This window comes from Roseovarius sp. EC-HK134 (assembly GCF_902498815.1).
Taxonomy (GTDB): Bacteria; Pseudomonadota; Alphaproteobacteria; order Rhodobacterales; family Rhodobacteraceae; genus Roseovarius; species Roseovarius mucosus_A.
The window spans coordinates 741,533-767,586 of record NZ_LR701544.1; the positions used below are offsets into that span (position 1 = coordinate 741,533).

Annotated in this window: 24 protein-coding genes; 13 read left to right on the top strand and 11 right to left on the bottom strand. The window is 60.5% G+C overall.

Annotated elements, in window-relative coordinates:
- Positions 1-164: 164 nt before the first annotated feature.
- The 3 genes from pncB to GC127_RS07490 all read left to right on the top strand — a co-directional run bounded on the left by pncB (position 165) and on the right by GC127_RS07490 (position 3,615).
- Positions 165-1,457, top strand: a complete 1,293-nt coding sequence (gene pncB, locus GC127_RS07480) for a nicotinate phosphoribosyltransferase (RefSeq protein ID WP_151977348.1) — start codon at positions 165-167, stop codon at positions 1,455-1,457.
- 35 nt (positions 1,458-1,492) lie between these two features.
- On the top strand, positions 1,493-2,050 hold the full coding sequence (locus tag GC127_RS07485; RefSeq protein WP_151977350.1) for a lysozyme inhibitor LprI family protein: 558 nt from the start codon (positions 1,493-1,495) through the stop codon (positions 2,048-2,050).
- 224 nt (positions 2,051-2,274) lie between these two features.
- On the top strand, positions 2,275-3,615 hold the full coding sequence (locus GC127_RS07490) for an FAD-dependent oxidoreductase (protein ID WP_151977352.1): 1,341 nt from the start codon (positions 2,275-2,277) through the stop codon (positions 3,613-3,615).
- A gap of 25 nt (positions 3,616-3,640) precedes the next feature.
- On the opposite strand, the gene ugpC is transcribed toward GC127_RS07490, so the two are convergent.
- The 8 genes from ugpC to bhcA all read right to left on the bottom strand — a co-directional run bounded on the left by ugpC (position 3,641) and on the right by bhcA (position 12,340).
- Positions 3,641-4,687: a sn-glycerol-3-phosphate ABC transporter ATP-binding protein UgpC gene (ugpC, locus tag GC127_RS07495; RefSeq protein WP_151977354.1), complete on the bottom strand. Its 1,047-nt coding sequence runs from the start codon at positions 4,685-4,687 to the stop codon at positions 3,641-3,643.
- A gap of 5 nt (positions 4,688-4,692) precedes the next feature.
- On the bottom strand, positions 4,693-5,529 hold the full coding sequence (gene ugpE / locus GC127_RS07500; protein WP_081508608.1) for a sn-glycerol-3-phosphate ABC transporter permease UgpE: 837 nt from the start codon (positions 5,527-5,529) through the stop codon (positions 4,693-4,695).
- 20 nt (positions 5,530-5,549) lie between these two features.
- Complete coding sequence (gene ugpA / locus GC127_RS07505; RefSeq protein WP_008279754.1) at positions 5,550-6,431, bottom strand: sn-glycerol-3-phosphate ABC transporter permease UgpA; 882 nt, start codon at positions 6,429-6,431, stop codon at positions 5,550-5,552.
- A 37-nt stretch (positions 6,432-6,468) separates the two neighbouring features.
- On the bottom strand, positions 6,469-7,782 hold the full coding sequence (gene ugpB / locus GC127_RS07510; RefSeq protein ID WP_151977356.1) for a sn-glycerol-3-phosphate ABC transporter substrate-binding protein UgpB: 1,314 nt from the start codon (positions 7,780-7,782) through the stop codon (positions 6,469-6,471).
- Between the two features lie 138 nt (positions 7,783-7,920).
- Entirely contained in the window at positions 7,921-8,886 is a 966-nt protein-coding gene (gene bhcD / locus GC127_RS07515; RefSeq protein WP_151979665.1) for an iminosuccinate reductase BhcD, read from the bottom strand.
- Between the two features lie 47 nt (positions 8,887-8,933).
- Entirely contained in the window at positions 8,934-10,097 is a 1,164-nt protein-coding gene (gene bhcC / locus GC127_RS07520; protein WP_008279757.1) for a 3-hydroxy-D-aspartate aldolase BhcC, read from the bottom strand.
- 68 nt (positions 10,098-10,165) lie between these two features.
- A complete protein-coding gene (gene bhcB / locus GC127_RS07525) occupies positions 10,166-11,134 on the bottom strand; it encodes a beta-hydroxyaspartate dehydratase BhcB (RefSeq protein WP_151977358.1) in 969 nt (322 codons plus the stop codon).
- Between the two features lie 12 nt (positions 11,135-11,146).
- Positions 11,147-12,340, bottom strand: a complete 1,194-nt coding sequence (gene bhcA / locus GC127_RS07530; RefSeq protein ID WP_151977360.1) for an L-aspartate--glyoxylate aminotransferase BhcA — start codon at positions 12,338-12,340, stop codon at positions 11,147-11,149.
- Positions 12,341-12,554: 214 nt separating this feature from the next.
- Here bhcA and bhcR point away from each other — a divergent pair, with 214 nt between their 5' ends.
- Positions 12,555-13,397, top strand: a complete 843-nt coding sequence (gene bhcR, locus GC127_RS07535; RefSeq protein ID WP_008279761.1) for an HTH-type transcriptional regulator BhcR — start codon at positions 12,555-12,557, stop codon at positions 13,395-13,397.
- On the opposite strand, the gene GC127_RS07540 is transcribed toward bhcR, so the two are convergent.
- A complete protein-coding gene (locus GC127_RS07540; protein WP_151977362.1) occupies positions 13,369-14,235 on the bottom strand; it encodes a MurR/RpiR family transcriptional regulator in 867 nt (288 codons plus the stop codon). The genes bhcR and GC127_RS07540 overlap by 29 nt on opposite strands.
- 128 nt (positions 14,236-14,363) lie before the next feature.
- Between GC127_RS07540 and GC127_RS07545 the strand changes: the two genes are divergently transcribed.
- The 7 genes from GC127_RS07545 (at position 14,364) to GC127_RS07575 (ending at position 22,200) form a co-directional block, all read left to right on the top strand.
- Positions 14,364-15,155 (top strand): N-formylglutamate amidohydrolase, encoded by a 792-nt coding sequence (locus tag GC127_RS07545; RefSeq protein WP_151977364.1) that lies wholly within the window; start codon positions 14,364-14,366, stop codon positions 15,153-15,155.
- The gene (locus tag GC127_RS07550) at positions 15,148-15,744 is read left to right on the top strand and encodes a TRAP transporter small permease subunit (RefSeq protein ID WP_151977366.1); all 597 of its coding nucleotides are present in this window, start codon (positions 15,148-15,150) and stop codon (positions 15,742-15,744) included. Before GC127_RS07545 ends, GC127_RS07550 begins: the two co-directional genes overlap by 8 nt.
- Positions 15,744-17,066, top strand: coding sequence for a TRAP transporter large permease subunit (locus GC127_RS07555; protein WP_008279765.1), 1,323 nt, complete (start codon positions 15,744-15,746; stop codon positions 17,064-17,066). The genes GC127_RS07550 and GC127_RS07555 overlap by 1 nt, the downstream gene beginning before the upstream one ends.
- A 53-nt stretch (positions 17,067-17,119) precedes the next feature.
- Complete coding sequence (locus tag GC127_RS07560; RefSeq protein WP_008279766.1) at positions 17,120-18,154, top strand: TRAP transporter substrate-binding protein; 1,035 nt, start codon at positions 17,120-17,122, stop codon at positions 18,152-18,154.
- Between the two features lie 92 nt (positions 18,155-18,246).
- Positions 18,247-19,602: a glutamine synthetase family protein gene (locus GC127_RS07565; RefSeq protein ID WP_151977368.1), complete on the top strand. Its 1,356-nt coding sequence runs from the start codon at positions 18,247-18,249 to the stop codon at positions 19,600-19,602.
- Between the two features lie 73 nt (positions 19,603-19,675).
- Complete coding sequence (locus GC127_RS07570; RefSeq protein WP_151979666.1) at positions 19,676-21,058, top strand: aldehyde dehydrogenase family protein; 1,383 nt, start codon at positions 19,676-19,678, stop codon at positions 21,056-21,058.
- Positions 21,055-22,200: an iron-containing alcohol dehydrogenase gene (locus GC127_RS07575; RefSeq protein ID WP_151977370.1), complete on the top strand. Its 1,146-nt coding sequence runs from the start codon at positions 21,055-21,057 to the stop codon at positions 22,198-22,200. Before GC127_RS07570 ends, GC127_RS07575 begins: the two co-directional genes overlap by 4 nt.
- Before the next feature lie 38 nt (positions 22,201-22,238).
- On the opposite strand, the gene GC127_RS07580 is transcribed toward GC127_RS07575, so the two are convergent.
- Together GC127_RS07580 and GC127_RS07585 are read right to left on the bottom strand one after the other, a co-directional pair.
- Positions 22,239-23,399, bottom strand: a complete 1,161-nt coding sequence (locus GC127_RS07580) for a geranylgeranyl reductase family protein (RefSeq protein ID WP_151977372.1) — start codon at positions 23,397-23,399, stop codon at positions 22,239-22,241.
- A gap of 3 nt (positions 23,400-23,402) precedes the next feature.
- Positions 23,403-23,858, bottom strand: coding sequence for an Lrp/AsnC family transcriptional regulator (locus GC127_RS07585; protein WP_081507351.1), 456 nt, complete (start codon positions 23,856-23,858; stop codon positions 23,403-23,405).
- Between the two features lie 119 nt (positions 23,859-23,977).
- On the opposite strand from GC127_RS07585, the gene GC127_RS07590 reads away from it, so the two are divergent.
- Both GC127_RS07590 and GC127_RS07595 read left to right on the top strand, forming a co-directional pair.
- Positions 23,978-25,024, top strand: a complete 1,047-nt coding sequence (locus GC127_RS07590) for a Glu/Leu/Phe/Val dehydrogenase (protein WP_151977374.1) — start codon at positions 23,978-23,980, stop codon at positions 25,022-25,024.
- Between the two features lie 87 nt (positions 25,025-25,111).
- A complete protein-coding gene (locus GC127_RS07595; protein WP_151977376.1) occupies positions 25,112-26,035 on the top strand; it encodes an orotidine 5-phosphate decarboxylase in 924 nt (307 codons plus the stop codon).
- The last annotated feature ends 19 nt before the right edge of the window (positions 26,036-26,054 follow it).

Here is a 26,054-nt window from a genome sequence, read left to right on the forward strand (position 1 = left end):
GCAAAGGCAAGCATTCTGGTAAGATTAATTTACCAAATTGGCCTGATTTCTTGTGTCTAGCCACGCAACAGCGGCCTTGCGTCGGGGCCAAGCCCACCAATGCGCCTTGCACGTGCCCGTCCGCTTTGATTTAACCGCTGCAATTGTCCCGCCGGAGGCCACCAATGGTCGATATCGCCACACGTGTGCATAATCACAAATGGAAAATCGACCCGATTGTCCGATCCCTGATCGACACTGATTTCTACAAGCTTTTGATGTGCCAATCGGTGTTTCGCAAACGTCGCGACACCTCCGTTACCTTTTCGCTTATCAATCGCAGCAACGCGATCCGATTGGCCGATCTGGTGGACGAGGGCGAGCTACGGGAACAGCTGGATCATATCCGGTCATTGTCGCTGTCGCGGGGCGAAAGCACATGGATGCGCGGCAACATGTTCTACGGCAAGCGGAGCATGTTCACGTCAGAGTTCATGGATTGGTTCGAGACGCTGCGCCTCCCGCCCTATCATCTGGAGAAGCGGGACGGACAATACGAGCTGACCTTCGAGGGCAAATGGCCCGAGGTGATGCTGTGGGAAATCCCGGCCTTGGCGGTTCTTATGGAGTTGCGATCCCGCGCCGTGCTGCACCACCTCAAGAAATTCGAGCTTCAGGTACTCTATGCCCGCGCCATGACCAAGCTGTGGGAAAAGGTCGAGCATCTGCGCCCGATCGAGGGGCTGCGCATTGCCGATTTCGGCACGCGGCGGCGGCATTCGTTCCTGTGGCAGGACTGGTGCGTGCAGGCCATGAGCGAGCGTTTGGGCAACCGATTTGTCGGCACATCGAATTGCCTGATCGCCAAGAACCGCGATCTTGAGGCGATTGGCACCAATGCCCATGAATTGCCAATGGTCTATGCCGCACTGGCCGAGGATGACGCAGGCTTGGCGCGCGCGCCCTACGAGGTGCTGTCGGACTGGCATGAAGAGCATGATGGCAACCTGCGTATCATCCTGCCCGATACCTATGGCACGCGTGGGTTTCTCGACAATGCCCCCGACTGGTTAGCGGGATGGACCGGTATCCGCATCGATTCTGGTGCGCCCGAGGAAGGGGCAGAAACAGCGATCAAATGGTGGACATCGCGCGGCGAGGACCCACGGCAGAAAATGGTGATCTTTTCCGACGGTCTGGATGTGGAGAGGATCATCGCGCTGCATCAGCGGTTCTCGGGGCGTGTCCGGTGCTCCTTTGGGTGGGGTACGCTCTTGACCAATGATTTTCGCGGGCTCACGCCCGATGATGCCTTGGCGCCGTTCTCGTTGGTGTGCAAGGCGGTGGCGGCCAACGGGCGGCCCACGGTCAAGCTGTCGGACAACCCGCGCAAGGCGATGGGACCAGACCAAGAGATTGCAAGGTATCGGCGCGTCTTTGGCGTGGGCGCACAAGAAGAGTTCGACGTGGTCGTCTGACGCGTGTCATATCCGGGCGTAGGAGTGATGAACACATGAACGGCATTCCAGGCACTAGCATCATTCGGCCTTTGGGACACTGGGCGGGGCAACTGGTGTTCGCTCTGCTTTTGGCCAGCAGTGGGGCGGCACAGGCCGAGCCGGTTTTCCTGCCCGATGCGACCCTTGCCTGTACCCGCGAGGCCGAGCGCCTTGCGCCCAACCTCTCGGGGCATGCGGTGCTTGATTGCGTCGGGCGCTCGGCGCAGGCCTGCATGACGACAGACGGAGGAGAGACGACTATCGGCATGATTGATTGTCTCGACGCTGAATTGAAGCTGTGGGATGGACGGCTGAACGCGGCCTATGCCGCAAAGATGGATGCGGCCCGGGCGAGCGATGCCGAAATGGCCAGCATCGGCGCCAGCGTGCCATCCCTAGAGAACAGCCTGCGCGAAATGCAGCGCGCGTGGATGGCATTTCGCGATGCGGCCTGTCTCTATGAACAGGCGCAATGGATGGGCGGTACAGGCGGCGGGCCTGCGACCATGGCCTGCCACATGCAGGAAACCGCCCGCCAAGCACTTAGGCTAGAGGGTTGGTGGGCCCAATGAGGCGCTGATCGGCCAAGCTATCAGACCGTAGTGTCAAGATGGGGATTTTATCCCGGTTCGCCGAATGCCCAAAATACTGTATCGTCAAATAAGGCACATCAGAGCGAGATATCTGTGACAGGACGGTTTGAGAAGCATGCGGTGATGATCCAAGTTCTTGCGCAAAAGACCAACTTTTTGCAGACCGAGTGTAATCGGGGCGCTGTCGCTGCGGGAGTGGTCCTATGAGCGCCCGGCTGGGACGCCGCACGGTACTGGCGGGATTGAGCGCGGTCGCCTGTGCGGCAGGCCGCGCATCTGCACAAGACGGCACGCGAACGGTTGTCATCGGTGCCGGTTTGGCGGGCCTCTCGGCAGCGCGGGCCCTGCATGATGCCGGACAAACGGTCACAGTCCTAGAAGCCGGAGCAAAGGTTGGGGGGCGCATTCGCACATCGCGGCTATGGCCCGATATGCCGGTGGACCTTGGCGCAAGCTGGATACATGGGCAGCGCGGTAATCCCCTGACGGATCTGGCGCGTCAGAGTGGCGCGCGCGTGGTCGCGACAAGCTACAATGCGGCGATCCTCTTGGCGGCAGACGGCGCAGAGATCGACCCGGACATGCGCCCCGCCAAAATCCTGTTGCGCCGCGCCCTTGCCGCAACCGAAAGCCGCACGCGCGACATTTCAGTGATGCAAGCGCTGGAGGCATCGCCCGAGTGGCAGAGTGCCGATGCAAACCTGCGGCGTCTGGTGCTCTATCTGGTCAACAGCACGTTGGAGCAGGAATACGGCAGCCCCGCGCGTCTTTTGTCGGCGTGGTACGGAGACGAGGGCGCAGAATTCGGCGGGGCAGATGTGCTCTTTCCGCAAGGGTTTGATCAGATCACCACAACGCTTGCGCAGGGGCTGGATATCCGGCTGTCTGCCCCAGTGCGCGAAGTGGCACCGGGGATGGTGCAGCTGGCCGATGGCAGCCGGATTGTGGCGGATAGGGTGATCTGCACCCTGCCGCTTGGTGTGCTGCAATCCGGGCGGGTGCGCTTTGCCACTGATTTGGCGCGGGCGCGTCAGGGGGCCATCGACGGCCTGCGCATGGGTCTTTTGAACAAATGCATTCTGCGGTTTGACCGAATTCACTGGCCTCAGGACGTGGATTGGATCGGCTGGCTGGGCCCGCGTCCGGGGTTCTGGGGGGAATGGGTCTCGCTTGCGCGATCAATGGCGATGCCGGTGCTGATCGGGTTCAACGCCGCAGACCCGGCGACCGAGCTTGAAGGGTTCAGTGATCGTGACACCCGGGCCGCCGCGCATGACGCGCTGCGCGGGATGTTCGGCACGGGGTTTCCCGCCCCACTGGATGCCCAGATAACGCGGTGGGGGCAAGAACCACTGAGCTATGGCAGCTATAGTTTCAATGCCGTCGGCACCACGCCTGCGACGCGGCGCGCTCTGGCCGGTCCAGACTGGGACGGACAGCTTTGGTTTGCGGGCGAGGCCTGTTCGGCGGACCATTTCGGCACAGCACATGGTGCTGTTTTGTCAGGACAGGACGTGGCGCGGCGCATTCTCAAGGACATCTGAGACCCCAAGGGCTAGTGGCGGGTTTTCAAAGCCGCGCGCCTGTTTTGTGGTCAAACAGATGCATGTTTGCAGGGGCGATACCAAGACGCAATTGCGCACCGCCTTGGGCCACCTGATGCACCCCCGGCAAGCTGGCGGTAAAGTTTTGACCCCCCTCGAGTTTGCCGTGCAAAAGTGTGTTGGCGCCCAAGGGTTCGGCGAGCAAGACCTGCATGGCGATTGGCCCCTCGGGATCAGGCGTCAGATGTTCGGGGCGCATTCCCAGCATGACGGGGCCGCTATGGCCTCTGGGGTTGGGCAAGCCCGCATCACCAAGCCAGAGCGCGCCGTCGCGCCCCTCGACCTCGAGCACATTCATCGACGGGCTGCCGATGAACTGCGCAGCAAAAAGCGTGGCGGGGCGTTCATAGACATCCAAAGGTGTGCCGATTTGTTCGGCGCGCCCTGCGTTCATCACAATCATGCGGTCGGCCATGGTCATCGCCTCGACCTGATCATGGGTGACATAAAGCGATGTGATCCCAAGCTTGGCCTGTAGTTCGCGGATTTCGAGCCGCATCTGCACGCGCAGCTTGGCATCAAGATTTGAGAGCGGTTCGTCGAACAGGAACACCGAGGGCGCACGCACGATGGCGCGGCCCATGGCAACGCGCTGGCGCTGACCGCCTGAAAGCTGCCGGGGCTTGCGATCAAGGAGTTCGGTCAGTTGCAAGAGCTTGGCTGCATCCTGAACCTTGGCGGCAATCTCGGATTTGGGCAGGCCCGCGATCTTGAGGCCATAGCCCATGTTCTGCGCCACGCTCATATGCGGATAGAGCGCGTAATTCTGAAACACCATGGCGATGTCGCGGTCCATCGGTTCAAGATCATTCGCGCGGCGGTCGCCGATGCGCAATTCCCCCTCGGTGATCGTCTCAAGCCCCGCGACCATACGCAGGAGTGTGGATTTTCCACAGCCAGAGGGCCCGACGATGACGATGAATTCCCCATCCGCCACATCTAGGCTTACGCCTTGAATGACCTCGGTCGGACCAAAGCGTTTCTTGATAGCGTCGAGGGTTACGGTTGCCATGTCGTTTATTTCTCGCTGTCCACAAGGCCGCGGATAAAGAGTTTCTGCATCGAGATGACCACGACCACCGGCGGGATCATCGCAAGGATTGAGGTGGCCATGATCACCGGCCAATCGGCCACGTCATCGCCCGAGGGAAACATCTGACGGATGCCCATCACGATGGTGTTCATCGACGGGTCCGTGGTGATCAGAAGCGGCCAGAGATATTGGTTCCAGCCATAGATGAAGAGGATCACAAAGAGCGCCGCGATATTGGTGCGGCTCATCGGCAGGAGGATATCCCAGAAAAACTGCATCGGGCTGGCCCCGTCGACGCGCGCGGCCTCGGCCAATTCATCAGGGATGGTCAGAAAGAACTGCCGAAAGAGAAAGGTCGCAGTGGCAGAGGCGATGAGCGGAAAGATCAGCCCCTGATAACTGTTGAGCATGCCAAAGCCTGCGATCACCTCATAGGTGGGCACGATGCGCACCTCAACAGGCAGCATGAGTGTGAGAAAGATCAACCAGAAGAACAGATTGCGCCCCGGGAAACGAAAATAGACAATGGCAAAGGCCGAGGTGAGCGAGATGATGATCTTGCCCACCGCGATGCCCACAGCCATGATCAGCGAATTGCCGAGCATGCTCAGCACCGGCACATTCACGCCGGAAAAGAGAGCTGCGGTGTAATTCTCGATCAGTTGGTCGCCGGGCCAGAGCGGCATCGGCGGGCGCACGATTTCGGGCTGCGTGACGGTCGAGGCCACGAAAGCCAGCCAGATTGGGAAAAAGATCACCAAGACGCCCGCAATCATCGCCAGATGCGTGAGCCAGAGGCCAAGGCCGCGCCGCTCTACCATGCCTGTGATTTCGCGGGCCATCAGTAATGCACCCGTTTTTCGATGTATTTGAATTGCAGCACGGTGAGCAGACCGACGACCAACAAAAGGATCACCGATTGCGCCGCGCTGGAACCGAGATCCTGACTGACGAACCCGTCTGAAAACACCTTGTAGACGAGGATGGTGGTGGATTGCTGCGGGCCACCGGCCGTGATGGTGTGGATCACGCCGAAGGTCTCGAAGAACGCATAGACGATATTGACCACGAGTAGGAAAAACGTGGTCGGCGACAAGAGCGGCAGCACGATGGTAAAGAATCGCCGCCAAAAGCGCGCACCGTCAATGGCAGCGGCCTCGATGATCGAGCGGGGCACGGCCTGAAGGGCGGCAAAAAAGAACAGGAAATTATAGCTGATCCGCCCCCAAGCAGAGGCGGCGACAACCAATCCCATCGCCTCGGTCCCGTTCAGCACATGGTTCCAGTCATAGCCCAACTGCCCCAGATACCACGACACCACGCCGACGCGGGTGTTGAACATGAACATCCAGAGCACCCCGGCGATGGCCGGGGCCACGGCATAGGGCCAGATCAGCAACGTCCGGTAAGTGCCCGCCGATTTCACCAGCCGGTCGGCCATGACCGCGAGAAAGAGTGCCGGGATCATCGACGCCAGCGTGACCAGCGTGGAAAAGACCGCCGTGGTGACAAAGGACGCGCGATAATAGGGATCGCCAAGCAGGTATTCGAAATTTCCAAGCCCCACAAATTGCGACGAAAGGCCGAAGGGATCAGGAATAAAGAGCGACTGCCAGACCGCCTGCCCTGCCGGATAGAAGAAGAACACCGCAGAGATGAACACCTGCGGGGCAATGAGGCAGAGCGGCAAGAGCCAGCCCTTGAACGTGACACGTTTTTCCATCTGCGGTCAGGGGCCGGTTGCCCGGCCCCACCCTGACTTAGCGGTTGGCTTGTTCAAACCGGCGCAAGAGCTGGTTGCCGCGCTCCACCGCCGTATCCAGTGCTGCCTGCGCGTCCTTGTCACCGGACCAGACCGCCTCTAGCTCTTCGTCGATGATGGCGCGGATTTGGTCGAAAGACCCAAGGCGAAGGCCCTTGGAATTCTCGGTCGGTTCCTTGGTGGTCATCTGCGTTACGGCAATATCCGTGCCAGGATTGGCCTCATAAAAGCCTGCGGCGCGCGTCACATCGGCTGCGGCAGAGGTGATGGGTAGGTAGCCGGTGTTCTGATGCCATTGCGCCTGCACCTCGGGCGAGGAGAGGAAATTGAGAAAGGCAGCGACGGCCGTGTATTCTTCGGCCTCGTGCCCCTGCATCACCCAGAGAGAGGCCCCGCCGATGATGGTGTTTTGCGGCGCGCCCTCGACCCCGTCCCAATAGGGCAGCGGGCGGATCTGAAAGTCAAACTGCGCCTCGGCTTTGACGCCTGCATAGCCAGCCGAGCTTTCGGTAAAGAGCGCGCAATCGCCACCACGGAAATTGGCACCCGCCTCGTTGCGGCGACCGGCGTAGATGAATTTGCCGTCCTTGGCCCATTCCCCCAGCTTGTCGATATGCTGCACCTGAAGCGGGCCGTTGAACACGAGTTCTGTATCAAGCCCGCCAAACCCATTGGCCTGCGTGGCAAAAGGCACATTGTGATAGGCCGAGAAGCTCTCGAGATGCACCCAGCTCTGCCAAGAGGTGGTATAGGGGCAGGCATGGCCCGCCTCTTTGAGTTGGCCCAGCACCGTATCAACGTTCTGCCAAGTGCTGAGATCGGTGTCAGGGTCGATGCCCGCACCCGACAGCGCATCGCGGTTCACATAGAGAACCTGCGTGGAAGAGTTATAGGGAAAAGACAGCATCTGCCCTTCGGGAGTGGTGTAATAGCCCGTGACGGCGGCGAGATAGGCGTTGGGATCAAACGGCAGGCCCGATTGCTCCAGCACCTCATAGACCGGTTTGATCGCGCCCTTGGCGGCCATCATGCTGGCGGTGCCAACCTCAAAGACCTGAAGGATATGCGGCTGTTCGCCCGCACGGAATGCCGCGATGCCAGCGTTGAGCGCCTCGGAATAATTGCCCTTGGGGGTGGCCGTGACCTTGTAGTCGCTTTGATCGGCGTTGAAGCCTGCCACTTGTTCATCCAGCAATTCGGCCAGCCGACCGGTGAACGCGTGCCAGAACTGGATTTCGGTCTGTGCGGCAGCGGCAAGCGGCGCAAGCGCCGTGGTGGCGGCAAGAATGGCGCCAAAAGCGAATTTAGACATCTGATCCTCCCTGTGGAACGCAGGCCTGGATCGTACCACCCGGCCGCGTCATGCGCGATCAAGCTACACGTAAAAAGAGAACAGGCAACCGTGGTGACGGCTGCCTGTGCAAATTTCGTCAAACTGTTATAAAGCGGATCAGCCCAAGGTTATGGGCGTTACAAGCCCTTGCTCGCGCGCCAGCTTGGCCGCGACCGACGCCACGGCGAGATCCTGAAGGCCGACGCCGGTGCCATCAAAGAGGGTGATTTCCTCGGCATTGCTGCGCCCCGAGTGGGTGCCGTTGATGACTGCCCCGATGGGGGTGATGTCACCCTCGGCAATCAGCCCTTTGCCCACGGCATGCTGCGCTTCACCGATGGTGATCGACTGTGCGATTTCATCGGCAAAGACCGTGGCACGGGTAAAGAGCGCCGGATCCACCTCTTGCTTGCCTTTGGTGTCTGTCCCCATGCAGGCGATATGCGTGCCGGGTTTGACCCAATCTGCCATCATCAGCGGCTCAAACGCAGAGGTGATCGTGATGATCACATCGGCCTGCGCGCCCAGCTCTTCTTGGGTGACCGCCTCAAACTCCAGCTCCAGCTCCTTGGCGACTGCGCCAAGACGCGGCAACATGTCGGGATGCGGGTTCCACGCCACGACCTTTTCAAAGGCACGCTGCTCGACGGCGGCGCGCAATTGAAAGGCGGATTGGTGGCCAGCGCCGACCATGCCCAGCACCTTCGCATCCTTGCGCGCGAGATGCGCGATCGAGACCGAAGACGAGGCGGCGGTACGAATGGCAGTCAGGTAGTTGCCACCCACCAGTGCCGAAAGCCGCCCGGTGTCTGGATCGAACAGGAACACGGTGGACTGATGGTTGGTCAGCCCCTTGTCCATATTGCCCGGCCAATAGCCCCCCGCCTTAAGGCCCAGCGACAGGCCAGAGCGGTCAAACCCCCCTTTGAATCCGTAAAGCGCATCGGCATGGCCGATGGCTTCACGGACCACGGGGAAGTTATAGGCATCGCCGCGCGCCATGGCGGCAAAGACCGCTTCGACCGCACCAAAGGCATCAGCCCGGCTGATAATCTTCTGGCAGATTTCCTCGCCGACGATCATGAAGCCGTCGGCGGCCACTTCTTTGTGGGTATTCATCCTGCCAGCCCTTAGTAGGCCCGGCCGCGTGCCGATACCGGCCACACGGTTTCGACCTTACCGTTCCGCACGCCGACATACCAATCATGCACGTTGCAGGTCGGATCGCAGTGACCCGGCACAAGGCGCAGTTTCTCATTCACCTTGAGCACGCCATCGGGGTCGGCAACAACGCCATGCTCGTCCGAGCATTTGACATATTGCACATCCGTGCGCCCAAAGATCACCGGCAGGCCAGAGTCGACCGACTGCGCCTTGAGGCCCGCATCCACGATGGCTTTGTCGGCCTTGGCGTGGCTCATGACAGAGGTCAGGATAAACAGTGCGTTTTCCCATTCGCCTTGGTCGATACGCTTGCCGTCCTTATCAAGGATACGGCCATAGTCAGCATCCATGAACGCGTAAGAGCCGCACTGAAGCTCGTTATACACGCCCGAGTTGCCTTCGAAATAATAGCTGCCGGTGCCGCCGCCGCCGACGATGTCGCACTCCAGCCCTTCGGCCTTGAGCGTGTCGACAGCATCCTTGACCTGCGCCACAGCAAGGTCGATCTTGGCCTTGCGGTCTTCGTATTTGTCCATGTGCTGCATCGCGCCTTGATAGGCTTGAATGCCCGCGAACTTGAGGCCCGGCGCCGCATCAATTGCCTTGGCGATTTCCACCACGGCAGGGGTGGTCGTCACACCACAGCGGCCTGCGCCACAGTCGATTTCCACCAGACATTCGATCTGGGTGCCGTGCTTTTGCGCAGCGGCCGACAGGTCCGCCACATTGGTAAGATCATCGACGCAGCAGATGGTCCGCGCGCCCAGTTTCGGCATGCGCGCCAGACGGTCGATCTTGGCGGGGTCACGCACTTGGTTCGACACCAGCACGTCTTTGATGCCGCCACGGGCAAACACTTCGGCTTCGCTGACCTTTTGACAGCACACACCGCAGGCACCACCAAGGCTTTCTTGAAGGAGCGCCACATCAACGGATTTGTGCATCTTGCCATGAACGCGGTGACGCATGCCATGATCACGTGCCCAATCGCCCATCTTCTTGATGTTGCGCTCTAACGCATCGAGATCAAGAACAAGGCAAGGGGTCTGGATGTCGGCCTCGTCCATGCCCGGCAGGGCGGGGATGTCATAGCCCACTTCGTAGGCGTCGAGATTGATCGTGTCTTTCATCGGATATCCTCCCAGAATTCGGGTTGTTCAGTTGCGGCGCGCGAGGATCGCGCGCCGAAGGGAATTGGTCACTTGATCCAAGGCAGCGTATCGAGATCGACGTTGCCACCCGTGATGATCACCCCTACGCGCTTGCCCGCAAAAACCTCGCGGTTTTTGAGGATGGTGGCAAGGGGCACAGCACAGCTTGCCTCGATCACGATCTTCATCCGCTTCCACGTGAGCTTCATCGCCTCGACGATTTCCTCTTCGCTGGCGGTCAGGATGTCGGTGACATTATGGCTTACGAAATGCCACGTATTCTCTTTGAGCGGCACTTTGAGGCCATCCGCGACGGTGTTTGGGGCGTCATCGGCGATGATGTGACCCGCCTTGAAGCTGCGATAGGCGTCATCCGCCTGCTCTGGCTCGGCTGCGTAGATTTCGACATGCGGCGCGAGGTTCGACAGCGTAAGGCATGTGCCCGACACCATGCCGCCGCCACCGATAGGCGCGATCACGGCATCAAGCGCGTCAACCTGATCAAGCAATTCCAGCGAACAGGTGGCCTGCCCGGTGATGACGCGCAGGTCATTGTAGGGATGCACGAATTCTGCACCTGTCTCTGCCTGCACCTTGGCGAACACTTCTTCGCGGCTGCTGGTCGAGGGTTCGCATTCGGTGATGATGCCGCCATAACCGCGCACCGCGTCTTTTTTCGCCTGCGGGGCGGTGCGGGGCATGACCACATGACACGGGATGCCCCGGCGCCCAGCAGCATAGCTGAGCGACAGTGCGTGATTGCCGGAGCTATGGGTTGCCACGCCCATCTTGGCCATTTCATCGCTGAGGCCAAAGACCGCGTTCGAGGCACCGCGCACCTTGAAAGCCCCCGCCTTTTGGAAGTTCTCGCATTTGAAGAACAGCTCTGCCCCGGTCAGATCGTTGAGATAAGACGAGGTCAGCACCGGGGTGCGGTGGATATAGGGTTTGATCCGCTCATGCGCGGCGCGCACGTCGTCGATCGTGAGGTCGCTCGGACTATGTTGATCCAGCATTTAGTCTTCCTTTCACGCGGCCTTTTCGGCCAAAACAGGCTTGGCGGTTGCGCGATAGTATTCCTGCGCAGCGATCACGCCAGACCCCATTTTAACGGGGTAATTCAGATCCGCCATGGCCATTTCAAGCGTCGCCAGACCAGAAAGCATCATCGACTCGGTCAGGCTCCCGAGATGGCCGATGCGGAAAGCGCGGCCATTCATCTCGCCCAAACCCACACCAAAGCTCATGCCATAAGTGCCAAACACACGCTCTGTCAGACGGTTGCTGTCAAAGCCTTCGGGCACGAAAACCGCGCTGACAGTGTCAGAGTACAGATCTGGCGTCTGTGCCACCAGTTTCAAGCCCCAAGCAGCAACCGCACGGCGCACGCCTTCGGCAATCCGGGTGTGACGGGCATAGACATTGTCCAGCCCTTCCTCGAACAGCATGTTCAGGCTCTCGGCCATGCCGTAGATCAGCTGCAGCGGCGGGGTATACGGAAAGCCGCCCTTGGCATTTGCGCCCATCATATCACGGAAATCGAAAAACGTGCGCGGCAATTTCGCGGTTTCCATCATTGCCAGCGCCTTGGGGCTGACCGCAAGGATCGCCATGCCGGTGTTGAGCATGAAGCCTTTTTGCGAACCCGAGACCGCGATATCAACGCCCCATGTATCCATCTCGAAGGGCATCGAGCCCAGCGAGCTGACGCAATCGACCATCAAAAGCGCCGGATGATTGGACGCCTTCATCGCGCCACGAACGGCAGCGATATCAGAGCGGACGCCGGTCGCGGTCTCGTTATGGGTGACGAGAACGGCCTTGATGCGGTGATCCTTGTCGGCGCTCAGCGCCTCTTGGAAACGGTCGGCAGGCGCGCCGCTGCCCCATGGGCATTCGATGATCTGAACATCCAACCCATGACGTTGGCACATGTCGATCCAACGGTGGCTGAACATGCCATACCGCGCCACCAGAACCTTGTCGCCGGGGCTGAGGGTGTTGGTGATTGCCGCTTCCCAACCGCCGGTGCCGGAGGCGGGGAATGTGATGATCTCGCCCTTGGCAGTGCCAAAGACGGTCTTGCAGCCCTTAAGAACCGGGGCGAGCGTATTAACGAACGCGGGCGAGCGGTGATCCTGTGTCTGCACCTGCATGGCACGACGCAGCCGGTCGGGGATATTCGTGGGGCCGGGGATGAAAACCGGGTTTTGATCTGACATTGCACCATCCTCCTCTGAGATAGCGGTAATATGACGTGAGGCGCGTCGCTTTGCAATTTTCTTGAAAAGCATTTTCATTTTATTAATTAAATATCCAAATGCATGATTTTATTTGATTTTCATTTTTCCATATCTAATTCAAAGAATAACATGAAAATATTTTTTATTCTGCATACAATTGCCCACCAAGACCTCTAGCAAGGGAATCGCCACCATGACCCAGACCAAACGCGCGCGCGGCCGCCCGAAATCGCAATTCGCCGATAGCAGCGCCGGCACCATGCAGGCGTTAGACCGGGCGCTGTCCGTGCTGACCGCCGTGGCACGGCAAGAAGGGGTGAACTTGACGGATCTTTCGCTCAGCCTCGGCATTCCCACCGCCACGACGCATCGCATTCTGACGACCCTGCAAAAGCGCGATTTTGTGCGGTTCGACGAAGAGCGGCAGGATTGGACCATCGGGATCGAAGCCTATCGCACAGGGGTTGCCTATCTCAAGCGGACCAATCTGGCGGATGCGGGCCGCCCGGTGATGCGGCGCTTGATGGAACAGACCGGCGAGACCGCCAATCTGGCAGTACCGGATGGGGCAGAGGTGGTTTTCATCGGTCAGGTCGAGACGCAAAATCCGATCCGCGCCTTCTTTCCCCCCGGATCGCGCACGCCAATGCATGCCTCGGGAACCGGCAAGGCGATTTTGGCAGCCCTGCCCGAGGATCGACTGATGGCGCTTCTCAAGGGCGCGGGCCTCAAGGGATTCACCGAAGAGACATTGATCACGCCGCGTGCCCTTTTTGATGATCTGGCCGAGACCCGCACGCGCGGCTGGTCGTTTGATCGCAACGAGAGATATGACGGCATGTCCTGCATCGGTGCCGCGATTTTCAACGATCGTGGAGAGCCATGTGCCGGCGTGTCGATCTCTGGCCCCAGCAGCCGTTTTCGTGATGCCCAGATTTCAGAGTTTGGTGCGGCAGTGGCGCAGGCGGCGGTGCAGATCACCCATCTTATCGCTGGCAAGGGCGTGCTTATTTCTGAAACAACCGGGTCGCGTTAAACAGGGCATCCAGCTCTTCATATCGCTCGCGGGTGGCGGGCCAGCGTTCTTCTTGCACGGCGGCAATCAACGCCTCAAGGAGCATCATGGTCGAGATATTGGAATCCCAAGCCGAGGGGATTTCGACCCAGCAGTTAAAGGTATGGGTGGCCAGATCTGAAATCGGGCTCATCCATTGATCGGTGATCAGCACCACGCGGACACCGCGCGCCGTGGCAATCTCGGCCAGCCGCACCAGGCTGGTTTCATAGCGGCGGATGTCGAACATCAAAAGGGTATCGCCCTTGGCCATATCCAGCACGTAATGCGGCCATGTGGCGGAGGACGAGGTCATGTGCGTGACCCGTCCGCGCACGGCCTGAAAATGGGTAAAGGCGTAATCGGCCAGCGCCCGCGTGATACGTCCGCCAACCAGATAGAGCCGCCCGTCGGTATCGGCCAAAAGGCGCGCCGCCGCATCGAACCGGGCGCTGTCGATATTGGCAAAGGTTTGTTCGATGTTCTGCGTGACCGCCTGCGCAAATCGGTTCAGCGAATGGGTGGCGGGCGCCTCTGACGCCCAATTGGCGCGGCGTTGGGTTGGACCGGATACCTTGGCCTCCAACTCTCGAAGCAGCGCCTGATGGAATTGCGGATAGCCTTTGAACCCCAGCTTCTGCACCATGCGGGCAATGGTGGGTGTTGACACGCCCGCATTCGCCGCGACGATCGTGATCGAGGCCAGACCCGCCGCCGGATAGCTGTCCAACAGCGCCTGCGCGAACTTGCGTTCGGATTGAGTGAGAGCGCTGTAATGCGCGCGGATCAGGTCGCGCACGGTTGGCGGGGGCTTGGTCACATCGCGGCTCCTGAACGGGTGCTGTCGAAACAGGCAGGCCGGATGGCAATCCGACAAAGCCTTCTGGAAATATATTGACACAAATTTCCCCATGTGGAAACATTTTTACAAATGCCGCAGGGGGGCGCATGACACGCAATCTGAACTGGGATGATTCTGACGTGGTCGAGGTGATCGGTGCGCAGGCCAATGGCCCGCTTCTGATCCTGTGCGAGCATGCCTCGAATGTCATCCCCGCGCAGTATGGCGGGCTTGGGCTGAGTGCAGAGGCGCGCAGCAGCCATGCGGCCTGGGATCCCGGCGCACGCGCGGTCGCGATACAGCTGGCGGAGGCGCTTTGCTCACCAATGGTGGCCGCCACCGTGTCGCGCCTCGTCTATGATTGCAACCGCCCGCCCGAGGCGACAAGTGCGATGCCAGACCGCTCTGAGGTAATCGAGGTGCCGGGCAATCGTGGGCTGAGCGCTGCGGAACGCGCCCAACGGGTGGCGCAGGTCTATACGCCGTTTTGCAGCGCGGTTCGCCAAGTAATCTGCGCACGCAAAACGGCTGGGCTGGCGACAGCGCTGGTTACCATCCACAGCTTTTCGCCAGTATGGTTCGGAGCGCAGCGTGACTGCGAGATCGGCATTTTGCATGACAGTGACACGCGCCTGGCCGATGCCATGCTGGCTGAAGCGCACCGCCTGCCCCACCGCGTGATCCGCCGCAATGATCCCTATGGGCCAGAGGATGGCGTCACCCATTCGCTACAACTGCACGGGCTGGCGCATGATCTGCCCAATGTGATGATCGAAATCCGAAATGACCTGTTGCAAGGTGCGGAAAGCCAAGCCCACCTCGCGAATGAGGTTTTGACCCTGCTGCGTCCGGCGTTGAACGTCCTTGGCGAGACCGTCAAAGGGGGCGCCCATGCCTAGGATCGTTTGGGCCTATATTCGCGCCATTGACGCCATGAACCGCTTTATCGGGCGGGTCGCGATGTATCTGATTTTCGTGCTGATCGGCGTGCTGCTGTGGTCGTCGGTGTCCAAGACATTCTTCAACCCCTCACTCTGGACGCTGGAAACCGCGCAATTCGTGATGGTTGCCTATTACGTTCTGGGCGGGCCCTATTCGATCCAACTGGGCAGCAATGTGCGCATGGACCTGTTTTACGGGGCTTGGTCCGTCCGCACAAAGGCGTGCGTGGATGCCTTTACGGTCTTCTTCCTGCTGTTTTATCTGGGGGTGCTGCTCTACGGCGCTGTAGGCTCTACCGCCTATTCGCTGGGGTATTTCGGGACAGAGCCGTTTTCGTGGTTCTGGCAGGTGTTCAAGACGCTCGTGACCCAAGGGCCAACGGCGGCGGGCGAGATGTTCGGCTTTATGGAACGGTCTTCGACCGCGTGGCGGCCTCTGATCTGGCCGATCAAGGCCGTTCTGTGCCTTGGCGTATTCCTGATGCTGTTGCAGGCACTTGCAGAGCTTTGCCGCGACATCCTTAGGCTAAAAGGCGAGGCGGTCTGATGCCCTATGAAATGATCGCCCTCCTGATGTTTTCTTCGATGATGCTGATGCTCATGACCGGGCAGCGGGTATTTGGCGCCATCGGATTTGTGGGCGCGGCGGCGGCGATGCTGCTCTGGGGTGTGGGCGGGGTGGATGTGCCCTTTGCCAGCGCGATGAAGCTGATGAAGTGGTATCCGCTGCTGACGCTGCCGATGTTCATTTTCATGGGCTACGTTCTGTCGGAATCCAAGATCGCAGATGATCTCTACAAGATGTTCCATGTCTGGATGGGGCCGGTACGGGGCGGTCTGGCGATTGGTACGATTGGCTTGATGGTGCTGATTTCCGCGATGAACGGCCTATCCGTGGCGGGCATGGCGATTGGGGCCACCATAGCCCTGCCAGAGCTGTTGCGGCGCGGCTATGACAAGATCATGGTGACGGGGGTCATTCAGGCGGGATCGTCCCTTGGCATCCTTGTGCCGCCGTCGGTGGTGCTGGTGCTTTATGCAATGATCGCACGGCAACCGGTGGGGCAATTGTGGCTGGCGGGGGTTCTGCCGGGGCTGATGATGGCCACGATGTTCATCATCTACATCTATGTGCGCTGCCGGATTCAGCCCGAGCTTGGTCCGGTGCTGCCAGAGGAAGAGCGCAACGTGCCCTTGGCGGAAAAGCTGCGGTTGTTGCGCGCGGGCCTGCTGCCACTGGTGATCTTTGCCACGATGATGATCCCCTTTGTGAAAGGTTGGACAAGCCTTGTGGAAAGCTCGGCAATTGGCGCGATGGCAGCCTTTGTGGCGGCGGTGCTCAAGCGACGGATGACGCGAGAGGTGTTCGAGACCTCGGTGCGCAACACGCTGGCGATTTCGTGCATGTTCATGTGGATCATTCTGGCCGCCTTGGGCTTTGGCGCGGTGTTCGACGGATTGGGCGCGGTCAAGGCGATTGAATATCTCTTTACCGAGCAATTGAATCTCAGCCCGTGGATGATCCTGATCCTGATGCAACTCTCGTTCATCTTGATGGGCACGTTTTTGGATGACACCGCGATGCTGGTGATTGTCGCACCGCTTTACGTGCCGCTGGTGGGCGCGCTTGGCTTTGATTTGATCTGGTATGGCGTGCTTTATACAATCACCACGCAAATTGCCTACATGACGCCGCCCTTTGGCTATAACCTCTTTCTCATGCGGGCCATGGCACCACCGGAAATCAGCCTGCGCGACATCTATCGCTCGATTGTGCCATTTGTCGGCGTGATGGTGCTGGCGCTGGTTCTGGTGATGGTGTTCCCGCAAATCGCCCTCTGGCTGCCAGAGTATGTTTACGGAAAATAACCCCGAGAAGAGCCCTGGACAGGGGCCGGATTTCACAACAAGGAGAGAAGACGATGACCACAAGACGCAAGTTTCTGACCGCTGCTGGAGCGGGCGCGCTGGCCGCTCCGCTCGCCACACCCGCGTTGGCGCAATCCAAGATCACTTGGCGGATGCAGACCTATGCCGGGGCCGCGCTGGCCGAGCATGTGGTGAAACCCGCCATCGACATGTTCAACAAGATCGCAGGCGACCGGATGCAGATCGAGCTTTTCTTTGCCGATCAGCTGGTGCCGACAGGCGAGTTGTTCCGCGCCATGCAACGCGGTACGATTGATGCGGTACAGTCCGACGATGACAGCATGGCAAGCCCAACGGAAGTGACGGTCTTTGGCGGCTACTTCCCCTTTGCGAGCCGCTACAGCCTGGATGTGCCCGTACTTTTCAACCAATACGGGCTGAATGAAATCTGGGATGAGGAGTATTCCAAGGTCGGCGTCAAGCATATCAGCGCGGGCGCATGGGACCCCTGCCATTTCGCCACCAAAGAGCCGATCAACAGCCTCAAGGATCTGGAAGGCAAGCGCGTCTTTACCTTCCCGACGGCAGGGCGGTTCCTGACGCAGTTCGGCGTCGTCCCCGTAACCCTACCGTGGGAAGACATCGAGGTTGCGGTGCAGACCGGCGAGTTGGACGGAATCGCATGGTCGGGGATCACCGAAGATTACACGGTGGGCTGGGCCGATGTGACCGACTATTTCCTGACCAACAACATCTCGGGCGCTTGGGCCGGGTCGTTCTTTGCCAATATGGACCGCTGGAACGAACTGCCCGAGGATCTGCAAACCCTGTTCCGGGTCTGCTGTGACCAGTCGCATTACTATCGTCAGTGGTGGTATTGGGGCGGCGAAGCCAGCCTGCGCGTCAATGGGGACAAGATGAAGCTGACCACGATTCCCGATGCCGAATGGCAGCAAGTCGAGGATGCAGCCCTTGTGTTCTGGGATGAAATCGCCGCCGAAAGCCCGACCAAGGCCAAGGTTGTCGAAATCTTCAAGAAGTATAACGCCGACATGCAAAAGGCCGGTCGGCCCTATCGCTATACCTGATAACACCGCCCCCCGGCATCAGACCGGGGGGCGCTTTTACCCGCAACCCGAAACCATTAAAGACGTTCAGATACGGAAAGACGGAGCACATCATGGGGCTGACATTCGAAACCCTCAAGGCAGAGGTCGCGGCGGGCAAGGTGGATACCGTGCTTGTGTGCCTTGTGGACATGCAGGGCCGCCTTATGGGCAAACGCTTTCACGCTGGCCATTTCGTCAACAGCGCGTGGGAAGAGACCCATTGCTGCAACTACCTGCTGGCCACCGATCTGGAAATGACCACACCCGAAGGCTTTGCCGCCACAAGCTGGGAACGTGGCTATGGCGACTATGTGATGAAACCCGACCTGAGCACGCTGCGCCCGATGCCGTGGCTCGAAGGCACGGTGATGGTGCTCTGCGATGTCTTGGATCACCACACCCATGCACCGGTCCCGCACAGCCCCCGCGCCATGCTCAAGGGGCAAATGGCGCGGCTCGATGCCATGGGCTTTGACGCGATGATGGCGACGGAACTGGAATTCTTCCTGTTTGAGAAAAGCTATGACGACATCCGCAAATCCGGCTATCGCGAGTTGACGCCGCTCTCGGGCTATAACGAGGATTACAATATCTTCCAGACCACCAAGGAAGAGCATGTGATGCGGCCCATCCGCAATCATCTCTATGCCGCCGGTCTGCCCATCGAAAACACCAAAGGCGAGGCGGAGGCAGGGCAGGAGGAACTCAACATCAAATATGCCCCCGCTCTTGATACGGCCGATTACCACACCATCGCCAAACATGCGATCAAGGAAATTGCATGGCAGCAGGGGCATGCCGCCAGCTTCTTGCCGAAATGGGATCACCGGCGCGTGGGATCTTCTAGCCATGTGCATCAATCGCTGTGGCAGGATGGAAAACCCGCGTTCTTTGATCCCCAAGACAGCCTTGGGATGTCGCAACTGATGAAGCATTACATGGCGGGCCTGCTGAAATACGCGCCCGACTACACCTATTTTCTCGCCCCCTATATCAACAGCTACAAGCGGTTCCAAAAGGGCACCTTTGCCCCCACCCGCATCTTGTGGTCGGTGGACAATCGCACTGCGGGCTTTCGCCTCTGTGGCGAGGGGTCCAAGGCGGTGCGCGTCGAATGCCGCGTGGGCGGATCGGATCTCAACCCCTATCTCGCCATGGCGGCGATGCTTGCAGCAGGGATCAAGGGCATCGAGGACAAGCTGGAATTGGCCCCGCCCGCGACGGGCGATGCCTATAGCGGCCAGACGGGGCGCATCCCGGAAACGCTGCGCGATGCCTATCACACCCTCAAGCAGTCTCAATTTCTGCGCGAAACCTTTGGCGACGAGGTCGTAGATCACTATGCCCGTGCCGCTGAGGTTGAGATCGAGGATTTCGACCGCGTGGTCACGGATTACGAGGTGGCGCGCGGATTCGAGCGGGCCTGAGCGCCGCACGCGCGGATTTGAGTATTTTTGGAACGACAAAAGGACGGGCACCATGCCCGCGATCAAGGATGCGATCATGCAAATGTTGAAATGTATCTCTCCCATTGACGGAACGGTCTATGCCGAGCGCCCCGTCCTGACGCTGGAGGCGGCGCAAGCGGTGGCGGCCCGCGCGCGGGCAGCACAGGCGGCATGGGCCGCGCGCCCCCTGCAAGAGCGTATTGATCTGGTGATGGCCGGTGTCGCCGCCGTGGGCGCGATGAACGACGAAATCGTGCCGGAACTGGCGCATATGATGGGCCGCCCGGTGCGCTATGGCGGCGAATTCCGCGGCTTCAACGAGCGTGCAAGCCATATGGCAACGATTGCCGAGAGCGCGCTGGCAGATATCGCGGTGGGCGAGGATGCCACGTTTCTGCGCTATATCAAGCGCGTGCCGCATGGGGTGGTTTTCGTCGTGGCCCCATGGAATTACCCCTATATGACCGCGATCAACACCGTGGCGCCCGCGCTCATCGCGGGCAATACCGTGGTGCTGAAACACGCCACGCAAACGCTTTTGGTGGGCGAACGCATGGCACGTGCGTTTCATGCTGCGGGCGTGCCGGAGGATGTGTTCCAAAACGTGTTTCTGGATCATGACACCACATCGGCGCTGATTGCGGGCGGAGCGTTCAATTTCATCAACTTCACCGGCTCGGTGGGCGGCGGGCGCACGATGGAGCGCGCGGCGGCGGGCACCTTTACGGGGCTTGGGCTGGAACTGGGCGGCAAAGACCCCGGTTATGTGATGGAAGACGCCGATCTTGACGCCGCCGTCGAGACGCTGATCGACGGGGCGATGTTCAATTCGGGTCAATGCTGTTGCGGGATCGAGCGGATTTATGTGCATCAGAGCCTGTTCGATGCCTTTGTCGAGAAATCCGTGGCGCTGGTGAATTCCTACAAACTGGGCAACCCGATGAACGCTGAAACCACTATCGGGCCAATGGCCAATGTGCGCTTTGCTGCAGAGGTGCGCGCACAGGTGGCCGAAGCGCTGGAGATGGGGGCAAAGGCGCATATCGCCACGATGCCCGAGGACGACGGTGCCGCGTATCTGACGCCCCAAATCCTGACCAATGTCAGCCACAAGATGCGCGTCATGCGCGACGAAAGTTTTGGCCCCGTGGTGGGCATCATGCCGGTGTCCTCGGACGAAGAGGCGATTGCGCTGATGAATGACAGCGAATTCGGCCTAACCGCCAGCCTCTGGACCGCCGATGTCGACCGCGCGCAGGCGGTGGGCGACCGCATCGAGACCGGCACGGTTTTCCTCAACCGCGCCGATTACCTCGATCCCGGCCTCTGCTGGACCGGCTGCAAGAACACCGGGCGCGGCGGTGGTCTGTCGGTGATCGGCTATCACAACCTCACGCGCCCCAAATCCTACCATCTCAAGAAGGTGACGAAATGACCCTGACTGCCAACTGGTCCTATCCGACCGCGATCAAATTCGGCGCTGGCCGGATTGCTGAACTGCCCGCCGCCTGCGCACAGGCCGGGATCAAGCGCCCGCTTCTTGTCACGGACAAGGGGCTGGCGGGCCTGCCCGTCACGGCGGGGGCGCTCGATATCCTCGAGGCCGCAGGCCTTGGCCGGGCGATGTTTTCCGAAGTTGATCCCAACCCCAATGAGATCAACCTTGCCGCCGGTGTTGCCGCCTATCAGGCAGGCGGGCATGACGGGGTGATCGCCTTTGGCGGTGGCTCGGGTCTTGATCTGGGTAAATGCGTGGCCTTCATGGCAGGGCAGACACGGCCCGTGTGGGATTTCGAGGATGTGGGCGATTGGTGGACACGCGCCGATGCGGATGCCATCGCGCCGATCATCGCCGTGCCCACCACCGCCGGAACCGGCTCGGAAGTGGGGCGCGCCAGCGTGATCACCAATTCCGTAACCCATGCGAAAAAGATCATCTTTCACCCCAAATTCCTGCCCACGGTCGTGATCTGCGATCCCGAACTGACCGTCGGCATGCCGAAATTCATCACCGCTGGCACCGGGCTTGACGCCTTTGCCCATTGCGTCGAGGCGTTTTCCTCGCCCCATTACCACCCGATGTCGCAGGGCATAGCCCTTGAGGGCATGCGCCTTGTGATCGACTACCTGCCGCGCGCCTATGCCGATGGCACGGATATCGAAGCGCGCGCGCAGATGATGAGTGCGGCCGCGATGGGGGCCACCGCGTTTCAAAAGGGTCTGGGCGCGATCCACGCCATGAGCCATCCGATTGGCGCGCATTTCAACACCCATCACGGCACCACCAATGCGGTCTGTATGCCAGCAGTGCTGGACCTGAACGCCGACGTGATCCGCGACCGGTTCGACCGGGCGGCGGGATATCTCGGCATCACCGGCGGCTACGATGGCTTCCGCGCCTTTGTGCAGGACTTCAACGACAGTCTCGGGATTCCGCGCAGCCTGCGTGATCTCGGTGTGACCGAGGCGGCGATTCCCGACCTCGTGCGCGATGCGCTGACCGACCCAAGCTGTGGCGGCAACCCGGTGACGCTGACCGAGGCCAATCTGACGGCGCTGTTCAAAGCGGCACTCTGAAGGTTTGGGGGACAGCGTCCCCCATCCTTCCATCCCTGTCAGAAACGGGCGCGCAGGGCCAGTAGCCCAAGGCGGGGCAGGCGGAGCACGAGACGGGTCAGTATTTGACCATACTCGACCTCGCCCGCCATCAGGCGCAAATACTCATGGCGCAAGGTGGAGGAACGTCGAAAGGCACGGGCAAACCCAGGCTCGAGCGCAGGCAGAAAGATCACTGGACGGATCAGCCGCGCCATTCGCAGGGCGCGATGCACAGGGCGCAGTGCGCGGCGATAATGGCTGAGTGCAGTCTGGGGCCGCCCCGCGTTCAGCGCCGCAAGGGCCGCCTTTGCCGCCAATTGCCCGCTCTGCATGGCATAGCCGATGCCTTCGCCAGTGATCGGATCAACCAGTCCCGCCGCATCGCCTGCAAGCAGCACGGCGCCCTGCCCCGGCATTTTGCGGAAATCACCAAAAGGCAGGAATTGGCCTTTGACGTGCAGGTCTGCGGCGTCAATGCCCAACATCTCGCAATAGGCTGACATGGCCTGTTTCATATCCGCGTTCTCCGACAAGAGACCGCCCACCCCAACCGTGGTCGAGCACCGCTTGGGAACGACCCAGCCATAGCCCCATTGCGCCGCCGCCAGATCAATCCGGATTGGCCCCGCAGGATTGAGATGCGCGCCGCGCGCCTCAATCTCAAGCCCAAACCCAATGCGCTGCCGATCAAATGGCTGACCAAAGAGCGCACGCGCCACTTGGGAATTGACACCATCCGCGCCAATCAGAACCTCATACTGCAGCGTAGCGCCGTCTTTGAGCGTCACTCTCCGCGCGTCACAGTCGATCTCGGCCACTGCCTGCCCGGTAAAATCCTGCGCCCCAGCCGCCATCGCATGCCCGCAGAGCATCGCATCCATATCCCAGCGCATTGTGGCGCAAAGGGCTGGCGCGTCCTCAATCAGCCCCACCGGCTGACCACGATAGCGGAAATCCACCGTAGTCTTGCGGTCCTGTGGATCAAACGGCATTTCATGCCCGAAAATCTCGGCGTAATGCCGCCGCGCGCGTCCGGTGATGAGGCCACCACAAAGTTTTTCGCGTGGAAAGGTCTTGCGGTCGATCAGGGCCACGCGCAGCCCGGCACGCGCCGCCACATAAGCAGCCGAGGCACCGGCAGGCCCGGCCCCTATGACGATCACATTGAAGCGGTCCACCTCTCAAACCTCTGGCAGCGCGTCGCGCCGGATCATGGTACGCAACGCGAAACTTGACCGCATGGAGCGGATACCGGGTGTCTGCATCAACCCATCCTCAAGAAACCGGTCAAAATCTTTCAAGTCTGCGGCCACCACCCGCAAGAGGACATCGCGTGTGCCGGTCATCAGGTAGCATTCCATCACCTCATCAAACCGCCGAAGTCGGTTCTCAAACGCTGTGATCGCATCACGGGTGTGGTGCTCTAACTCGACAAAGATGAAGGCATTCAGTGGCAGGCCAAGTTTTTCCTGATCCACGCGCGCGGCATAACCCGTGATGACCCCATCGGATTCAAGCCGGGCGATGCGCCGCGCCAGAGGCGTGGGCGACAGGCCCACTGCCGTCGACAAATCGGCCAATCGCTGACGTCCATCGCGTTGCAGGGCGGCGATGATCTGGCGGTCAATGCGATCCATTTTTCCTGTTTTGCCCCCTGTTGTTAGAGATATCACCCAAAAGTCACACGCGATTGACATGAGTTTGCTGTTTTATCGCGCCTGACCGCTCTTACCTTGCGGGCAAGGAGGAGTCCAACATGCTCACACGTCTTGCCAGCCCAACCCATGAGGAAGTTTACCGCGTCGAGGATCACGCCAGCGGATTGCGCGGATTTATCGCGCTGCATTCCACACGGCTTGGCCCGGCTGCGGGTGGATTGCGCATGCGCGTATACGAGGGTGACGACGCCGCCCTTGAGGATGTGCTCAACCTGTCGCGCGGCATGAGTTACAAGAACGCCGCCGCCGGTCTGCCGTTGGGCGGTGGCAAGGCGGTCATCCTTGGGGACCCCGCGCGCGACAAGACGCCGGCGTTGCTGCGCGCCATGGGCCGTGCGATCAACATGCTGCAAGGGCGCTACTGGACCGCCGAGGATATGGGCATGTCTCCCGAGGATATGGCCGAGCTTGCCCGCGAAACGCGGTTCGTCGCGGGGTTGGATTGCGGGGCGCATGCCAGTGGCGATCCCTCGCCAGTGACGGCGCGCGGTGTCTTGGGCGCGATGCGCGCTGGCGCGGCGCAGCTTTGGGGCACAGACACCCTCAGCGGTCGCCATGTGGCGGTGCAGGGGCTGGGCCATGTCGGCTGGCACCTCTGCCACTTGCTCCACGAGGCGGGCGCAAAGCTGAGCGTGGCGGATATGAACCCGGCCCATGCAGACAGCACGGTACGCGAATTCGGCGCAACCATGGTCGATCCGCGCACCATCCATGCTGTTGACGCGGATATCTTTGCGCCCTGTGCCATTGGTGGCGTGCTCAATAGCCGGAGCATCCCCGAAATTGGGGCAAAGATGATCTGTGGTGCCGCCAATAACCAACTGGCTACGCCCGAGGATGCAGAGCGCCTGCGCGCGCGCGGCATTCTCTATCTGCCCGATTACGTCGCCAATGGTGGCGGGATCATCAATGTCGCCGCCGAAATCCTGCGGATCAGCCCACGCGCGCCTTGGGTCGAAGAGCGGCTGGGCGCGATGCAGGCGCGCATGGCACATATCCTGACGCGCGCAACGGGCGAAGACCTGAGCCCTGCAACCCTCGCGGATCGGATGGTTGAGGAACAATTGCTGCAAGTGGCGGTCTGACGCCGACATCATCCTGTCCAAGGATGACGGCAATTGAGCCGGTGCGCGCGCGCTGTTAGGTTGGCACAAACCGCACCGGAGAACCTCATGCCGCAGATCGCCATCACTTTTGCCCTGATCCTCGGACTGGTTGGGGGCGCAGAGGCGCAAACCGCGCTCAGTGAGCGAGTAAGCCTCGCGCATGGCACCTTCAGCAACGGTGGCGGCTTGACCATTGCGACCGAGTTGCGCCCCACGACCGATGGGCGCACCGCCCTGTGCGGAGTATGGTCCGAGAGCGAGAGCCAATCGAGCTATACCAAAGGTGCCGCCCGCGAGATCGTGCGCTTGGCGACGGTGTATGTGGATGGCCAGCGCATTGCGCAGAATCTGGGGGACCTGCCCCAGATCGCCCCACGGCTTGATTACGCGGGTGCGCCAGCGGGGTGCATCCTGACCACTCTGAAATGGCAGCCGGGCCGCGTGCCCGAAGTATTCATGCCGCGCAAGCAGATCAGCCGCAGCAATGGCGGCGGCAGTGGTCCGCAGGTCGACTTTGCCCAGACCGGCACCGGCGCGATGAGTGCGGCGCTGGAGGTTATCCCGCTTTTGGTCCGCAACAGCCGCACCCTGCCGCTTTCGAGTGCATCGCAGGTTATCGAGGGGCGCTACAGCAGCGGTGGGGGCCTGCGCCTTGCCGCCGAACTGCGGCCGATCAATGGGCGTGCGCATCTTTGCGGGGTCTGGTCCGACCTGCCGGGTCAGGACGCTCAAACCGAGGGGCTGGGGCGTGAGATTTTGCGCCGCAGTCACGTGATGCAATCAGGCCAAGAAATTGCGCGGGATCTGGGTAATCTGCGCCGCGTTTCAGCACGCGGCGACTACACCGGCGCCGAGGCCAGTTGCCTTGACCTTAAACAGCCGTGGCGTGCCGAACAGGCAGAGGTGCCGCTGACGCTGCACCTGCCAGATACGGTGGTCTATCGCAGCACCACCCCCAAGGGGCAAACCGTGATCCGCTTTGGAGCGTGAACCAAACCCGACATTCCGT

Bases quoted from the DNA above. Each gene is read 5' to 3' on its own strand.
- pncB (WP_151977348.1), top strand. From the start codon at position 165: ATGGTCGATATCGCCACACGTGTGCATAATCACAAATGGAAAATCGAC.
- GC127_RS07485 (WP_151977350.1), top strand. From the start codon at position 1,493: ATGAACGGCATTCCAGGCACTAGCATCATTCGGCCTTTGGGACACTGG.
- GC127_RS07490 (WP_151977352.1), top strand. From the start codon at position 2,275: ATGAGCGCCCGGCTGGGACGCCGCACGGTACTGGCGGGATTGAGCGCG.
- ugpC (WP_151977354.1), bottom strand. From the start codon at position 4,687: ATGGCAACCGTAACCCTCGACGCTATCAAGAAACGCTTTGGTCCGACC.
- ugpE (WP_081508608.1), bottom strand. From the start codon at position 5,529: ATGGTAGAGCGGCGCGGCCTTGGCCTCTGGCTCACGCATCTGGCGATG.
- ugpA (WP_008279754.1), bottom strand. From the start codon at position 6,431: ATGGAAAAACGTGTCACGTTCAAGGGCTGGCTCTTGCCGCTCTGCCTC.
- ugpB (WP_151977356.1), bottom strand. From the start codon at position 7,782: ATGTCTAAATTCGCTTTTGGCGCCATTCTTGCCGCCACCACGGCGCTT.
- bhcD (WP_151979665.1), bottom strand. From the start codon at position 8,886: ATGATCGTCGGCGAGGAAATCTGCCAGAAGATTATCAGCCGGGCTGAT.
- bhcC (WP_008279757.1), bottom strand. From the start codon at position 10,097: ATGAAAGACACGATCAATCTCGACGCCTACGAAGTGGGCTATGACATC.
- bhcB (WP_151977358.1), bottom strand. From the start codon at position 11,134: ATGCTGGATCAACATAGTCCGAGCGACCTCACGATCGACGACGTGCGC.
- bhcA (WP_151977360.1), bottom strand. From the start codon at position 12,340: ATGTCAGATCAAAACCCGGTTTTCATCCCCGGCCCCACGAATATCCCC.
- bhcR (WP_008279761.1), top strand. From the start codon at position 12,555: ATGACCCAGACCAAACGCGCGCGCGGCCGCCCGAAATCGCAATTCGCC.
- GC127_RS07545 (WP_151977364.1), top strand. From the start codon at position 14,364: ATGACACGCAATCTGAACTGGGATGATTCTGACGTGGTCGAGGTGATC.
- GC127_RS07550 (WP_151977366.1), top strand. From the start codon at position 15,148: ATGCCTAGGATCGTTTGGGCCTATATTCGCGCCATTGACGCCATGAAC.
- GC127_RS07555 (WP_008279765.1), top strand. From the start codon at position 15,744: ATGCCCTATGAAATGATCGCCCTCCTGATGTTTTCTTCGATGATGCTG.
- GC127_RS07560 (WP_008279766.1), top strand. From the start codon at position 17,120: ATGACCACAAGACGCAAGTTTCTGACCGCTGCTGGAGCGGGCGCGCTG.
- GC127_RS07565 (WP_151977368.1), top strand. From the start codon at position 18,247: ATGGGGCTGACATTCGAAACCCTCAAGGCAGAGGTCGCGGCGGGCAAG.
- GC127_RS07575 (WP_151977370.1), top strand. From the start codon at position 21,055: ATGACCCTGACTGCCAACTGGTCCTATCCGACCGCGATCAAATTCGGC.
- GC127_RS07585 (WP_081507351.1), bottom strand. From the start codon at position 23,858: ATGGATCGCATTGACCGCCAGATCATCGCCGCCCTGCAACGCGATGGA.
- GC127_RS07590 (WP_151977374.1), top strand. From the start codon at position 23,978: ATGCTCACACGTCTTGCCAGCCCAACCCATGAGGAAGTTTACCGCGTC.
- GC127_RS07595 (WP_151977376.1), top strand. From the start codon at position 25,112: ATGCCGCAGATCGCCATCACTTTTGCCCTGATCCTCGGACTGGTTGGG.